Annotated in this window: 11 protein-coding genes and 1 pseudogene; 9 read left to right on the top strand and 3 right to left on the bottom strand. The window is 55.2% G+C overall.

The window, feature by feature from the left end:
* Positions 1–569: 569 nt before the first annotated feature.
* The 5 genes from CDA63_RS19000 to CDA63_RS18985 all read left to right on the top strand — a co-directional run bounded on the left by CDA63_RS19000 (position 570) and on the right by CDA63_RS18985 (position 5,118).
* Positions 570–1,295 (top strand): DUF6088 family protein, encoded by a 726-nt coding sequence (locus CDA63_RS19000; protein WP_088466038.1) that lies wholly within the window; start codon positions 570–572, stop codon positions 1,293–1,295.
* Entirely contained in the window at positions 1,292–2,254 is a 963-nt protein-coding gene (locus tag CDA63_RS18995) for a nucleotidyl transferase AbiEii/AbiGii toxin family protein (protein ID WP_088466037.1), read from the top strand. The genes CDA63_RS19000 and CDA63_RS18995 overlap by 4 nt, the downstream gene beginning before the upstream one ends.
* 209 nt (positions 2,255–2,463) lie before the next feature.
* Positions 2,464–3,222, top strand: coding sequence for a ParA family protein (locus tag CDA63_RS18990; protein WP_088466036.1), 759 nt, complete (start codon positions 2,464–2,466; stop codon positions 3,220–3,222).
* A 40-nt stretch (positions 3,223–3,262) separates the two neighbouring features.
* The gene (locus CDA63_RS20640) at positions 3,263–3,562 is read left to right on the top strand and encodes a hypothetical protein (protein WP_126546964.1); all 300 of its coding nucleotides are present in this window, start codon (positions 3,263–3,265) and stop codon (positions 3,560–3,562) included.
* Between the two features lie 290 nt (positions 3,563–3,852).
* Positions 3,853–5,118, top strand: a complete 1,266-nt coding sequence (locus CDA63_RS18985) for a replication initiation protein (protein ID WP_126546963.1) — start codon at positions 3,853–3,855, stop codon at positions 5,116–5,118.
* Positions 5,119–5,270: 152 nt separating this feature from the next.
* Here CDA63_RS18985 and CDA63_RS18980 read toward each other — a convergent pair whose 3' ends face one another.
* Positions 5,271–5,507 carry a helix-turn-helix domain-containing protein gene (locus CDA63_RS18980; RefSeq protein WP_088466034.1) on the bottom strand — a complete coding sequence of 79 codons (237 nt, stop codon included), beginning with the start codon at positions 5,505–5,507 and terminating at the stop codon, positions 5,271–5,273.
* A gap of 246 nt (positions 5,508–5,753) precedes the next feature.
* On the opposite strand from CDA63_RS18980, the gene CDA63_RS18975 reads away from it, so the two are divergent.
* The 4 genes and pseudogenes from CDA63_RS18975 to CDA63_RS21115 form a co-directional block, all read left to right on the top strand.
* A complete protein-coding gene (locus CDA63_RS18975) occupies positions 5,754–6,821 on the top strand; it encodes a hypothetical protein (protein ID WP_126546962.1) in 1,068 nt (355 codons plus the stop codon).
* 148 nt (positions 6,822–6,969) lie between these two features.
* Positions 6,970–7,374 (top strand): hypothetical protein, encoded by a 405-nt coding sequence (locus CDA63_RS18970; protein ID WP_088466032.1) that lies wholly within the window; start codon positions 6,970–6,972, stop codon positions 7,372–7,374.
* Positions 7,375–10,789: 3,415 nt separating this feature from the next.
* The gene (locus tag CDA63_RS18965; protein WP_126546961.1) at positions 10,790–11,575 is read left to right on the top strand and encodes a hypothetical protein; all 786 of its coding nucleotides are present in this window, start codon (positions 10,790–10,792) and stop codon (positions 11,573–11,575) included.
* Positions 11,576–11,847: 272 nt separating this feature from the next.
* Positions 11,848–12,888: pseudogene (locus CDA63_RS21115) on the top strand (DUF5712 family protein); the annotation flags it as partial.
* A 222-nt stretch (positions 12,889–13,110) separates the two neighbouring features.
* Here CDA63_RS21115 and CDA63_RS18955 read toward each other — a convergent pair.
* Together CDA63_RS18955 and CDA63_RS18950 are read right to left on the bottom strand one after the other, a co-directional pair.
* Complete coding sequence (locus CDA63_RS18955; protein ID WP_088466030.1) at positions 13,111–13,476, bottom strand: DUF1493 family protein; 366 nt, start codon at positions 13,474–13,476, stop codon at positions 13,111–13,113.
* Between the two features lie 73 nt (positions 13,477–13,549).
* Positions 13,550–13,966, bottom strand: a complete 417-nt coding sequence (locus tag CDA63_RS18950) for a hypothetical protein (protein WP_088466029.1) — start codon at positions 13,964–13,966, stop codon at positions 13,550–13,552.
* Between the last annotated feature and the right edge of the window lie 248 nt (positions 13,967–14,214).

Below are 14,214 nucleotides of genomic sequence, written 5' to 3'. Positions count from 1 at the left end.
ATCGACCGCCAGGCCTTTATGGTCATGCACAGCGTGAAAGACACCAAAGGCGGCATGATCAAGAAGCGGCCATTGCACTAAGGGCTGGTTGTTGGTTGTAAATATAAGTTATGATAAGCGATGGTTATCATAAGTTATATTTGAGTATCTAATCGGTCGTGCAATCCGGTTGGTTTAGACTTGTTTTGGTATACCACTAGCACAAGGGGCATTATTCCCCTACATGCCTGCTTCCTCTCCCCACTGCCCCCGCCTGCCGCTTCGCCCCGGCGTTTTACGGGCCTGCTGCGCCACGGTCGTTACCGCTTTACCGAGCGCGAGCTAGGCACCATTTGGGCATGAGCTGCCGCATCATCAAGCAGCGTTAGGCCAACCCCTCCACCCTTACTATTGATGAGTTGCTGCGGGTCGCGGATTTGCTTAACGAGCCCGGGCAGGACATTTTGGCGGAGGTGCAGGCTAGGAAGTAACTTTCGATGAGAACAGATTAAGCTTAAATTATGTCAAGTTTTTACGTGTAAAAACTTGACATAATTCGTATATTTGTCTTCTGCGTATTCAAGTTTGCCATGCCCGAATCCATCATGCAGCGTGTTCGCCGGCAAGTCGAGGCCTTTGCGCCGGGCGAGCTGCTGACGTATGCCGATCTGGTAACGGAACCCGCCCAGTTCGGGGCGGTGGCCGCGGCGTTGAGCCGGTTGAGCCGAGAAGGCCTGCTGGTCCGCTTTGCCAAGGGACAGTACTACCGCCCCCAGACCAGTCGCTTTGGTCCGTTGCAGCCTTCCGAGGGAGCCATATTGCGTACGCTCACGGCCGTCGGCGGCGAGCCGCTGGCCTACCGGGCGGGCGTGAGCCTCTACAACCAGTTGGGCCTGACCACCCAGGTACCGGCCGAAACAACCGTAACCACCCCCCGCCCGCGTCGTACCCCACCCCGGCGCGTGGGGTTCGTGGTGCGCCCGGCTCCGGAGAGGGCCAGTGACGTGCCCCTGCTGCAGTGGCTGGAAGTGCTGCGGGACCTGCGCCGCATTCCCGACACCAGCCCCGATGAGGTATTGGCCCGGGTGCAGCGCGAAATCACCCGCCTTTCCCCGACAGACCGGCGCCGCCTCACGGAGCTGGCCGCGGCCCAGGCCCCGCCCCGGGCCCGCGCCGTACTGGGCGCATTGCTGGAGCGGCTAACCGACTGCAAAGGTGCGGATACGTTACGCGCCACCCTCAATCCCTTGACTACCTACCGCATGGGCCTGAGTGCCGGGGCCCTGCCCAATCGCGCCGCGTGGAACATCCAATGACTTTGCATCAGAGCCCGGAGTTCGGGCAGATCCTGTTGGCTACCGCCCAGGGCTTAGGCTTGCCCGAAGCCTTTGTGGAAAAGGACTACTGGGTAAGCTACGTCCTGCGGGCGCTGGCCGATTCGCCCTACCGTGAGCAGCTGGTATTCAAAGGCGGTACGGCCCTGTCCAAGGCCTACGGGCTGGTCGAACGGTTTTCCGAAGACGTGGACCTGGCCATCGCCGGCACACAGGGCTGGAGTGGCGGGCAGGTCAAGAAGCTCATAGATGCGGGGGGCCGGCACATTACCCAGGGGCTGATGGCGGTGGTGGAAGCAGGCGTAACCGTACGCGGGAGCCACTTCCGCAAAACCCTGCACCAATTCCCGACTACCGCCGCGCCCACCCCCGGCAGCCAGGTACGGCCCGGTGCGGTGCTGCTCGAAATCAACGCTTTCGCCCGCCCCCACCCCAGCCAGTGGCGGCCGGTGCAGTCCTACGCCGGCCATTTTCTGACCCAGCGCGGTGAACTGGCCTTGGTAGCGCAGCACGGCTTGGCGCCGTTTGAGGTGCTGGTGCTGGCCCTGGAGCGCACGCTGGTTGAAAAGATTCTAGCCTTGGTACGGGCTGGCTACTCATCCGATTCGTTGGGGGAACTGCAAGCCAAAATCCGCCACGCCTATGATCTGCACCAGCTGCTTCAGCAACCGGCACTGCAGGCGTTTCTGGCCGGGCCGGACTTTGATGCGCTGCTGGCCGAAGTGCGCGTCGATGATGCCCGCAACCAAGAGTTTCAGGGCGACTGGGCGGCGCGCCCGCTGGCGGAAGCGAGATTGTTTGCCGACCAGGGCCTCACCTGGCAGCAGCTCATCCCGACCTACCAAAGCAATTTTCGCCAGCTGGTTTATGGCGTGTTGCCTTCCCCTTTAGCGGTAAAGCAGACCTTAGATAGCATAGGCCAGCGGTTAAGGGCAAGCTAGCAGTTCTTTTGATGGCCGGCAGTGAAGGGAGGGAATCAGGTAGATTGGCCTGAGATGAATTCAAATAGTTTCTTCTGAACTTCAGTGACTTATATTCATTTACAGGTTATATATGCTATCTTGATTATCTTTACCGTATTTAAGTAGAAGATTATCTTGCTCATGTAGATTGTATATACTTTCTTTATGAAAAAGATAATCAAGAATGTATGGAGATATATAGCTTTGCGAATAGAAAAGGTGGTGTTTCCAAGACTAGCAGCGTGTGGGCGGTTGGTCAACTACTTGCTCAGGCCGGACACAGAGTGCTATTGATAGATGCAGATGCCCAAGCCAGTCTAACTAGGTGCCTGCCAGTAGTAGACTCAACGAAAAGCTTAGCTACAGTCATGGACTCAAAAGCACAATTGCTCGATGTCATGCAACAGGTAGGAGAGAAACTCTGGTTAGTAGCAGCCACAGAAGAACTCGTGGTAGCCGAGAAAGTATTAGGAGCAGACCTAGCATATCCGTTGTTCTTTAAGAAAGCATTCAAAGGCCTGAACAAGCTGGTGGACTACGTACTAATCGACACGCCACCCGCGCCTAGTTCCCCGTTGACTGTGGCCGCCTTAACCGCTTCAACTAAAGTGTTTGTGCCCACGTCGCCAGAGGTATTCAGTTTTGACGGTGTGACCAGCCTTCTAGAGCTAGTCGCTAAGGTTCAGGATAGCTACAATCCGGAATTGGAAGTAGGGGGTGTTTTCTTAACCAAGTATTCGCCGACGTACCGGCGGGGCCTACACCACGCTTTTGTAAAGAAGATGCGCGAGCGGTTTGGCTCACTGGTAATGACGACCACTATCCGCGAAAATGTAGCAATCCCTGAGGCTCAGGTGCAACGGCAATCTTTACAGCAGACAGCTGCTGGGTCTAACGCCTTGATTGATTACACGGCGTTAACGAAAGAAATACTGTCAAGACAGTAAATCTTATAAAGACAAACAAGACCATAAAGACGATACAGAAATGGCCAAAGCTAAATTCGATCTTGATCAGCTTATTCCTTCGCCAGACGAACTCCTGTTAAAGCCGAAAGCAGCAGTACCCGCCGCTGCAGTAACTCAGGAAGCAAGGGAATCGGTACTCATCAAATTTTCTAACCAACTTCCTGCCGAAACACTACAACGCTTACAGCAATATTCTTTCTGGTCACACGAGACCATTGGTGACGTGTTAGATGTAGCTATCATAGCCTATTTGGAGGGTAGACCAGAAGCAGACCGGGCAATCCCAGCAAAGCAGGCTGCTCGACGTCGTCGGGGATAGACGGCGTAAAAAATGAGTTGGCATCATCAAGGAGGGTGGACAGATTTAATAACCACTCACATTTGAGTATATAAAAGCACAAAAACCCTCTTTTTGGAGCGGAAATGAACTTTTTTCTACTTATATCTACTCCTTTATCTGCTACAAAATAGACGTCCAAAAAAACTCAACTAGTCTTTTCTTTTATTACTTACCTTATAGTAGTATTACAGGCTCCATAAGTAGCTGAAAATCAATAGGTAAAAGCACTCATCTGCTACAAAATAGACGTTTGCTGCTACAAAAAAGACGTGTATCTGCTACAAAAAAGACGTGTATCTGCTACAAAAAAGACGTTTTCACACCTTATCTGCTACAAAAAAGACGTTGACCCAATGGAGAATACCCCGGAGAGACGAATTTCCCAGCACAACGCATTAATCAATGCTCGTTTCAGCTTCGTCCCGCTACAGATGCGCTTATTTGTCGCACTTCTGTCTCGTATAGATTTCGATGACGTAGACTTCAAGGAGCACCTAGTACCGCTCGATGAGTTGATTTTTGATCGACGAGGAGGATCTGCCTATGAGCAGGTGGATGAGATGTGTAAAGGCCTTACATCCTTCACTCTTTACATTGAAGAACTTGAGGAGAAGACTCGCAAACGCGGCCGCAAACCAAACTACACTTACATCCCCTTGATGGCAGAAGCAGGCTATCGAGCTGATTTAGGTGGTGTAGTGGCCAGCTTTAACCCAAAGATTACGCCCTATCTGCTGCAGCTGCGGGAGAGTGGAAACTTCACTATGGCTGACATGCAGGAGGTACTCAAATTGAAGAGCCCCCAGTCAGTGCGCATATATTGGTTGCTGAAGGAGTATTCCGGCTTTGGACGGCGTACTATAAGTGTCGATGACTTACGGTTTGTGCTTGGTATTGAGGAACATGAATATCCACGCTTCTCTAATTTCAAAGCCCGAATCCTAGATAAAGCTCAGAGTGAAATTGGCGAAACAGATATCCCTTTCACTTATGAGTTAGAAAGGGAGGGTAAAACAGTAGCTCGAATCAAATTCCTGTTTCAGCAGCTTGCTGCATCTGCTACAAAAAAGACGTTGCCAAGAGCTGCCGAATGGGCAGATGCTCTTGCCGAAATAGGGGTGAGCCAACGAAGTATCACAACCATCGCCAACCAGTTGGAGAGTGGTGAATATGATGTAGGCTACATAAGCTTCGTACTGCGAATTGTAGAAGGACAATTCCGCAAAGGGAAGATCAAAAAGCCAGCTGGTGCTATCTATAAGGCGCTGGCCGAAAAGTATTTGCTGGAAGATTATAGAGCAGAGACTAAACCAAAGCCTATCGTAAAAAAAGAAGTAATCAAGCTAATTGAAAAAGAGTCGATAGTAGCGTACAAGATGAGCGAAGTACGTAAGATGTATGACAACCCAGGACCTTATGCCCAGCGCCAGAAACGAGCTGATACGTTTGAGGAGCACTTACAGCAGATCTACTTAAAGGACGGTTTTAATGTGGAAAATAGGGAAGGGGAGGAGTGGCTAGTCAAATCCAGCTAGTCCTCCACCATATAGTGTGATTCCGCAACTCGTGGAGTAGTGTTTAAGCTAATATCAGCATATGTCCCCACAAGTGAGTTTCATCACCTTTGGGGACTTTTCACTACGGAGATATAATATAAGGTTGGGAGGCAAGACGTTATAGCATCCCTTCAATTTCCTGCTAAAACTGCTTCCACTTGCTTGAGCAGTTCAGATACGCTCAATTTCAAGGCGTCAGCCAAGCGAAAAATAGTGAGTAGTGAAGGCTGCTTGTGTCCGTTCTCTACTTGGGAGATGAAGGCTCGATCCAGATTTGCCTCCGTCGCCAGTGATTCCTGCGAAAGACCCTGAGATTTACGTATCTCCTTAATAACCAAGCCAAAGGATTTTATCGGATCACCGTTCATACGAGCGGCAATCTATTGGGGAAATATGCCGTTATTTGTTGTCAGTAGGCAACAAAAAGTGTAACTTGCAGTATGATTTATACCGGAGCATAACCATCAGTTCGCGGTAAAATAAATCCTTTAAATGAGGCTTCTAGCCACGATAACACCCATAAGCACATGAGTTCTGAGTTACCGCCAGAAAATACTGACAAGAACCTGGGGAAGGACACCCGCATGCATCGCCTGCCGAAGCCTAGCGGAACGTTGCTGCAGGAACTTGTCGCTGCTTATGTCCGCCCCGATGGCACCACGGGCCTGCCCGTGCGCGAGCTCACCGAGGCGCTGCAGATATCTACCGAAACGCTCCGGGTGGCCCGGTTTCAGCCCGAAAACCTGTCCCTGGCCAGCCTGTTTGGCCTGGCTGAGTGCATGGGGATGACCCCCGGAGAAATGGTGGTCACAGTGTTTAACCAGGTCCGGCAGCAACGCCGGGCTGGTCAAGCGCCGCCGGCTTCCAACCCCCGCCGGCGACGGTCCCAGTCGGCCACCCCGCAGGCCCCCGTCAGCAACGGGTCAGCAGTAGCGCCAGAGGTGACGGCGGAATATGATCCTGACCTGGTCCAGGCCCATGAAACACCGGTAGTGCTCCCGCTCGCCGCTGCTTTAGGGAGCCAATCTCAGCCGCAGGCCGCCGCCGACGCGTGGGCCGAAGACAACGCCCGGAAAGTTGCCTACGCCGACGCCACGTTCCCGCAACAGACGCTCGCGTTGGCCTGCGTCCAGCAGGAGTTGAGCCATTACTTTCCCACCACCCTATCAATGGAGGCCTGGGCCAAGGCCCTGGATGCGCTGAAGCCGGACTTGTGGCTGGAAACGGACGGGGAATTGCCGGTGACGCTGGAGCAGCCGGCCCTGGTGCAACTGCTTCAACTCCTGGCGCGCTCCAAAGAGCTGCCTAGACTAGAGCTGGCCATTTATCCGCCGGATGTCCTGCTGATGGCCCGTCGCCTAGCTAGTTACAGCTTGTGGGCCGTGGACCTAGTGGCCGAGATGGAGCGAAATCCGGCTGCCTTTTGCCCCACTTCGTTCGGGCTCCTCTCCCGGCTGGCCAGCGGCCATTCGGCGGAGGAGGAAGTATTGCGCGCATTCGGCGAAGATATTGCCACGCTGGATACGAACGGCAAACCCCGCTCAACCGACGAGCTCCCGGGCAGTGCCAGCGTCATCGCCCGCCTTTTCCGATTGCGCTGGCCCACCGGAGGGCCGGGTACCTTTCGCCTGCCACCCCGGCCCCCGTTGGGTCCGCAGGCAGGCCCCCCCGGCATGGCATAGCTATCGCTACGCCACCCGTCCTGTCTGACCAGACGGACTTAGGTGTCACCCGCTGTCGGCACACAGGCCCCTGGCCGATCAGCGGTCCGACGGCTTCCCTAAAAACCCGATTTTCAGCCCCCACGTCACCCTGACCCACTTCGAACTCATGCCTTCTCAAACCACTCCCTCAGGCAACCGCCCACAGCCCGGCAAACTCCCCACCCTCAAGCGTCCCCCCAAACCTTCCGGCCGGACCCTGGAAGACTGGATTACTACCTTCCTGCGCCCCGACGGTACGCAGGGCCTGACCGTGCGCGAACTCACCGGGGCGCTGCGCATAGCTGCCGAAACGCTCACGTTGGTCCGGCTATATCCCGAACGGCTGTCGATGGCCCACATTTTTGCCCTGGCTGAACTGCTGGGCATTGCCCCCGAACAGCTCATTGCCGACATTTTTCAGCAGGTGAAAGTGCGCAGCGAGGTGGGCCTGATGCTAACGGCCCGTCAGCTCCGCACGCGTCGCAAGCGCCATGCTGCCACCCCACGGGCATCGGATAAGGGGACTGCTTAACCAGTGGTCCCCGGCAGCTACCCCTGGGCCACGTACCGACGTGGCAGAGGGCGAAAACGGCCGGAGTGACGCGGGTGGACAACAGGGTGCAGACCAGCGGAAGGGCTGGTCTGCCAGGCACCACGCCGCAGTACCACCGCAGTAGGACTGTTTTTTGGAGGGTAAATGCAGTGGTTTGTGCACCCTGGGTGATGCGCCGACCTTACGGGCGGGAGTGGATTGCCTGTTCGGACCAGGCTTGGTAGAGGGCCTGAATACGTTTTGGGAAGTCCGGCGAGTCCGGGCAGTTTATACGGAGTGAATGGCTGGCTTCGGGCCGCAAGCATAAGTGGAGCTCATCAGCAAGCCACTCGAAACGGAGGTGGCCGCACGCGGGGAGGCGAATCTGAAAGCCGACCACCCGCAGTAATCTTCGCTCCGAACCTACTGGAAAGCGGGGATTGCCAGTGCTGCTGAACCAGGGGCATCAAGCGCAGGGAATCCCACCTGCTATTCGCTTTCTAGTAGCCGCGACCGAAGCCATACGGGGTGGTGGGGGAGCAGCCCGCCAGGCAATAAGCTACTCCCTGCTTAGGCCTTTTTCCTTACGTCCGTCTGTAGGGCAACGCGTCTTTTTTCTATGGTGGAGCAACTGACAAGACGGGTAATAAAGCGGCTGTTCGAGGGCCGGTTCACCATACTTAAGTAGTGCTGGCCAGGGCAGAAAGGGATTTGGGGCATACCCCACTTTTCCGGCGAGCGGGCTGCCGGATACCGTTCGCTCACTTGTCCTGTTCAACCCGCAGCTTGAGCTGGCTCGTTTGTTTGCAGCGCAACCGATGCGCTGGGCCTGGATAGCCCTGATGGGGCGGCTCAGTATTGTTGCCCTGATGGACCTGCTGCTGCCGGTCGTCTGAGAGCGGAAATACGAGTTGACTTTTTCCCGCTAACTGGCGAGGGAAAGGGGGGGGGGGTATCAGGGGTTCTTCCTGCAAAAGACCTTAGCGGAAATAAAAAAGGGCCAGCTGGTAAATACGGTAGTGGGGGCGTCCGATTCTACGGGCGAGTTCTCTACCGCAAGAGCGCCAGTGTTTAAAACCAGCCCGGCCAATTCAGTCGAACAGGAGAAGCTGTTTCTATGCTACCGGGATGGGCAGCTGCGTAGCTGCCGGGAGTGGAGGTAGCTGTTGCTGACCAAAAAATAAAGAGGGCAGAAAACAGAACCGGGGCAACGAACCGGAGCTGGCAGCCGAGGCAGTTGGGGAAGAAAAGCCAAACAGAAGGCAGGGCAATGACAGTGCCCAGGTCCCTTTTTGAGGGAGGCGTGGGCGGTCGTTTTGGCCGGTGCCGGTCGTGGAAAGAGGTGGGGTAAGCGCGTAGGGGAGCGGTAAGAGCGGGCTGCCGGTGCGAAAGAGTCGCCCATCCTAGGCGCTGCATCGACTGGCGTCATTGGAGCCGCCTTACTCCTCTTGTTAGATGATTGCGATGCTATTCTCCTGCTGGCCGGGCTACTTGGTTGGCCGTAAGAGGCGCTCTTTAAGGCTCCCATTGTGAGCAGACCGCGGCTGTTTTTGGCAACCTGTAGGGAGGCCCGGCAGCGTTGGCGCCTTGGACTTTGCTCGGGGTCGAGGAGGCAGCAGTCGGATTTTCTGAGCCGGGATTGAGCGTCGTAGTGTCCACGTTGGGGTCAGCGTAAGGCAACACGTAAGGAGAGTAACAGTTGAGGGGAAAGAGAGGGTAAGGCGTTAGGTAGCCTTGGCTGACGGGAGAAGATATCAGGGCGTGGATGGGCGCAATTCAGCGGCCAGTTGGAAGAAGCGACTGGGAAAAAGCACCCGCTTTATTTTACGTTGTGCGTTGATTCGCCGGGTCCTGAGCAGGAAGGGAAGGTGAAGATGGAAGGGGTAAAGACATGCCAGCAATTCTTCCATCTGTGCGAGTAGCCAGATAAGCGGGCCAGGGACTTGCCGGATAATTGAGCGCAGGAAAGTAGCGGGAGAGTAACGGGAGCAACTGCCGGGAATGGGCAGTAGAGGAGCCGGAGAGGAGCAGCGGGTCGCCGAGGGTGGGAAGCCGGGTAGCGACTGATTCGACCGCAACACCAGGGGCCAAAGTAGCAGCAGACAGTGCGGAATTATTCAGCGCCGACGGATTGGTAGTCGGCGTAAGCGAAGAGCAGCAAGGCCAGCAAGAGTGGGAGAAAAGCGAAGGCGTTGTAGAGAAAAGGAAGGGTAGTAAGGGAAGGACAGCGCAGAGAAAAGGGCCGCAGAAAAGACGGCGTAGGCAAGGCAGGGAGTCAACAAAAACAGTTCGAAAGTGGCAGCGGCTCGAAGGCAGGAGCAACTGAAAAGGCGCAGGCAGGAGTCGGTAGGGGAGCGAGAAACCAGCGCAGAAAATGGCGCCAGCCTGCAGTCAGACTTGAGAGAAGTGGGGGCAGAGAAAGCAAGCCAACGGAGCCGTAGACTGTCAGGCCTCGCGTATCATTTTGCCGAATGAGCGTAGAAGAAAGTAGGAGTCCACCACCCGAAATACCAGGAGTAATCAGCCAAAGTAGTCAGCCAGCTAGAAGAACCGGAAGGGAAGTAACCTGCTCTTTTTCTCCCCACTGCCAAATGATTTCTTAGAAAGAAGGCGGCCGGTTTCTGTAATTGGAAATCAAAACCCAGCGGATAAAAAGCCCGGATAGTTGAACAGCTAATTGGAAAATCAGTGGCCGATTAGAACGAAGGCCGGCGAGTAGGAGAGCAGCCGGGGGAGCAGTAGTAAGGGAAGGCCAGGCGTAGGAGCAGCACAAAAAAAGCGGAGAGTTATTACTGAATCATTCGCGGCAGGGAGTGGCAAAGAGTGGCGTAGTGGTGCAGAAGTGTTGGCGTAGTGGTGAAGGATGCAGCTGGTATAAGCTGAGGCCAACGTAGGGGAAGTGTAAGCCAGGGGGAGAGCAAAGTTGGTTAGTGGTCGAGCGAAGTAGTGAGCGAAGTAGGGAGCGAGGTAGGCAGGGGAAAGCTCAGGGAAGGCGCGTACAGAACTCCCAGCGATACCGGGCAACACAGACACCAAAGAAGCAGGGAGGTGGCAGGCAGAAGCAGAAGAAGCCGTTCAGAGAAAGCAGACGACGGTAGCAGTAGAATAGCAGCCACCATAGTAGTCGTTTAGCCCGCGTAGTCTATCTTACAACCGGACGTGGGTAAAAACCCAGGACCGAAGCAGAGAAAGAGTAGTAATAGTTAGCGAGAGGGTGCCTACCGGCCAGTGCTACCGAACTGATTACCAGACACAAGCATAGCTTGTGTATATCCGAATAGCGTAATTAGTTGATTTACAATGCCGTTAGTAATAGTCGACATAGTTTTGAGTGTATTATTTATCAGTAAGTTACGAAATATGCTATTGAAATGCTATAATATCTTGATAATCAATTCCTAAATACATAGTTCAGATGAAAAACGAGCCCACAGTTCCAAAGCGTCCAGCCAAACGGCGGGCGCCACTAAAGACGCCGCCTAACCGCACAAGTGGGCGGGGGCGCATGGTCAGTGTTGACGATGAAGCCTTTGCAGAACTCACTAAAGCCAGCGTGTACTTTAAGATGAGCAAGCGAGCTTACGCGAGTGCGGCTGTCTTATATTTTGCACGGCTTGGTGTAAACCCAGCAGACCAAAATGGCGGTGCAGGTGTACCTGATATTGCGGCGAAGCTGGGGGAGCTGTCGCAGAAAATCGACACGCTCCAGGACGGAGCGCGGAAGCAAAGTGCCGACATTGCCAACCGGCTGGTGGGCATCTGGCGCACGCTGGAGCGCAACCTTTACACCCACCTGGGCGGGGAGCAAAACGCACTGTATCTGTATATGCAGAGCATCGAGGAGAACCTACTCGGCAAGCTATCCGCCACCGAGTCGCAGTATCTGTGGCCGCTGATGGAGCGTTTGATGCGGGGAAGTAACGATAGCTTGATTGCCCGCAGACTGACGAGCGATTTAATCCAAATGCTCACTGTGCTTGTACCACCGGGCAAAGTAGCCGAGTCTGAAATGACGCGGGTTAATAACGAATTAAGCGCGAGCCGGGAAGCGATTGTTGTAAAACAGTCGCGGGAAATGCTGGAAGGGTTGAAGCTGACTGAGCGGGTGGCCAGCAGACGGCCGTCCATCGCGGTGCCACCCAGTCCGGCCGTCCCATCCAAGCCAACTCCGCCACCGGCTACGCCACCTACTCCGGCATAATTTCTTCCTGATACCGGGAAATTCCTTCGCCACTATTAGCAGCGCGTTTCCCTACTCAGGGAAATAAAAAAGCCAAGGCCAGCCGGCGGATTCTGTTCTGTCCGAACCCATTTTGCTCACTCCCTTTTCCCGGTTCCCTCATGTATGCCAAGATTATAAACCCGGCCACCAATGGGCGCAAAGTGTACGCCAACAACGGCTCCGCCCGGCGGGCCACGAACTATCTGGAGAAGTAAGCCAAGGAATCCGGCAAGCCCGGAGCCGAGTTCTTTGGAACCGAGGAGGCGGGCAAACTCAGCGCCGACCAGGTAGTAGAAATGCTCGACAACAACCATAAAGGTTTGCGGGCCGACGCCGTAAAATTTCACTCGCTCGTGCTCAGTCCCAGCCAGGAGGAGCTGGCCCTTTTGGGCAACGACCCGCAAAAGCTGGAGCAGTTTACCCGAACCGCCATGCAGCTTTACGCCGGCAACTTCAACCTGAAAGACGGACGGGAACTAGGGGAAAAGGATTTGGTCTGGGCCGCTACCATCCACACCGAGCGTAAGAACCGGGGCACCGACGAAGGCACCCAGGGCGAGCCAAAAGAGGGGTGGCAGACGCACGTTCACGTGCTGGTCAGTGTCCGGGATCGGGAGCAGAAAATTACGCTCAATCCACTGGGAGCGGCCGACCGATTCAACCGGGTTTCCTTTCAGTCAGCCGTTCACGTAGAAATGGATTTGGCGGTGGGGCGGGCCAGCATCGGGCCGGAGAAAGGAGCGGCCGGGCGCCGGCAGCGGCTCGAACAGGAGCGGGGTGCCGACATTCAGGCCAAGGCCCGGGAGCGGCCGAAGAAGGAGCTGACCCCGGAGCAGGTGCAGAAGAAACTGGACCGGCTCGACGTGCAGGTGGCCCGCGTAAATTCCAAGCTCATTGCCGCCGCGCAGCTCGACCCCGAGCAGGTGAAAGACGCGGCCCGCGAGCGAAACTTTGACAATGTTTTCTACAACCGGCTGGGCAAAATTGAGCGCAATGCCGAGAAGGGAAACCTTACCCGCGAGCCCATAGAATACCTGCGAACCGGCAAGGTGCAGTCCGGTATTAAGCTCGATGACTGGCAGCCGGCTTCGGCCCCGCCCGACATGAGCGCCAAGCTACAGCGCGTGCTAAACCGCGAGCCCAGCCGGGCGGCCAGCTCCGCCATTCCCTCGATAGAGCGGCGCGTCAATCAGCTGGCCGCAGCGCTAAAGCTGACTACCAGAAGCCAGGATATGCGGAGCGAGGAGGAGAAAATCCGCGAGCTAAGCAAGGGCCAGGAGTACGAGCGATAGCCGTTACCGCCGACCCCTTATAGTTGGGGAAGAACCCTTTTTGAGTCTGCTCAAATGAACGGGACTCACTGCGTTTTCCGGCCTGCTGCTAGGGGTTGGTTAACGTAATATGGCTTCTCGGACAGCTATAAGTTTGATAATGAGACCTTATCTGATGGACAGTGGCGGCTGTTTAAATCACCCTTTGGCTAAACTCCACTTACATAGGGTCCATGAGCATGCTTATGTAGCTGCTGGTGTCGTGGAGGAGGCCTTATGGTAATCACACCACTGCCCTTGTTGGGCTACGGCAAGTAGGTGGCGCACCGGGAAGGAAAATTTTACCAATGCGCGGCGATTGAATACGGCGCGCCACAATGTTTTGAAAATATTGGCCAAATCGGCTTCGCTCATGGCGTACCGCTCGGGGTCGTATCCGCTCATGTCGACGTCAAATTCGTTCATGAAGTCCTCCATGAAGGTGTAGGCGTCCAGCCCGTCGATTTGCAGCTCGTCGAAGATCAGCGTGTCGAGCGACACCGGGCCGTCGCCGCCCGTACGTAGCTGCACGAAGGAGAGCACGGCCTGCTCAAGGGGGGAAGGCGTCATAATGGATTCAAAGATTGGCTCCTTACTTTGAACGGAGCGCGTTTACCTTCTGACCCTTTAAGTAAACCTCCATTTACGGCTTACTGGCCTCGTCAAATGCGCGATTAAAGTCCGCTACCCGTGCTGCGGGCACATGGGTATACATGAGTTGGCAACAACAGCCGGGCAAAACAACTTTTCGGTCGAAGAAGCCCTTCTTTTTCTTTTTCGGCAGGCTTAATGTGGCGTTGGCACCGCACAGCACGGAAATTACACTCTTGTCGGCGTAGACAAACGCCCGCATATTGCCTTCGCCGTACCAATTGGGATTGCTCACCACGTAGCCCGTGGGAAGCCACAACGGCCGAGGTATTGTGTCCCCACAGAAACAGGCCACGGAATACGCCGTGCCATCCGGGGATGGGGTGAGGCCAGCTTGCCCGAAACTGGGAATGGTCCCGAGGCAGGCCATGACAAACGCAGCAGTTGAAAACGGGAGCAGAGCGGACATGAGAGGGTAAGCGAGGAATTGGGGCAGATGCCTTGGCCTTCGATTTACAGTACGAGGACCAACGACCAAACTACTTGGTAAATTTTACGCTCCTTCCACCGAACAGCACCTGTTTACCTTCGGACCGTTTTCGTGAACTAGTGGAGTCGTCTCGTCTCTCCAGTTTATCAGAACTTCACATCAAACGTTCCGTTTTTGATCCGCACGGTCTGCCCCGTCGTCATTTCCCGAGCGGTATACTCGAAGGT

The organism is Hymenobacter amundsenii, assembly GCF_002204745.1.
GTDB classification, from domain to species: Bacteria; Bacteroidota; Bacteroidia; order Cytophagales; family Hymenobacteraceae; genus Hymenobacter; species Hymenobacter amundsenii.
The sequence above is the reverse complement of the archived record's forward strand: the minus strand, read 5'-3'. Positions and strand labels throughout refer to the sequence as shown.

What these genes read in the sequence shown, in the direction of transcription:
- CDA63_RS19000 (WP_088466038.1), top strand. Translation starts at nt 570, where the DNA reads ATGCCCGAATCCATCATGCAGCGTGTTCGCCGGCAAGTCGAGGCCTTT.
- CDA63_RS18995 (WP_088466037.1), top strand. Translation starts at nt 1,292, where the DNA reads ATGACTTTGCATCAGAGCCCGGAGTTCGGGCAGATCCTGTTGGCTACC.
- CDA63_RS18990 (WP_088466036.1), top strand. Translation starts at nt 2,464, where the DNA reads ATGGAGATATATAGCTTTGCGAATAGAAAAGGTGGTGTTTCCAAGACT.
- CDA63_RS20640 (WP_126546964.1), top strand. Translation starts at nt 3,263, where the DNA reads ATGGCCAAAGCTAAATTCGATCTTGATCAGCTTATTCCTTCGCCAGAC.
- CDA63_RS18980 (WP_088466034.1), bottom strand. Translation starts at nt 5,507, where the DNA reads ATGAACGGTGATCCGATAAAATCCTTTGGCTTGGTTATTAAGGAGATA.
- CDA63_RS18970 (WP_088466032.1), top strand. Translation starts at nt 6,970, where the DNA reads ATGCCTTCTCAAACCACTCCCTCAGGCAACCGCCCACAGCCCGGCAAA.
- CDA63_RS18965 (WP_126546961.1), top strand. Translation starts at nt 10,790, where the DNA reads ATGAAAAACGAGCCCACAGTTCCAAAGCGTCCAGCCAAACGGCGGGCG.
- CDA63_RS18955 (WP_088466030.1), bottom strand. Translation starts at nt 13,476, where the DNA reads ATGACGCCTTCCCCCCTTGAGCAGGCCGTGCTCTCCTTCGTGCAGCTA.
- CDA63_RS18950 (WP_088466029.1), bottom strand. Translation starts at nt 13,966, where the DNA reads ATGTCCGCTCTGCTCCCGTTTTCAACTGCTGCGTTTGTCATGGCCTGC.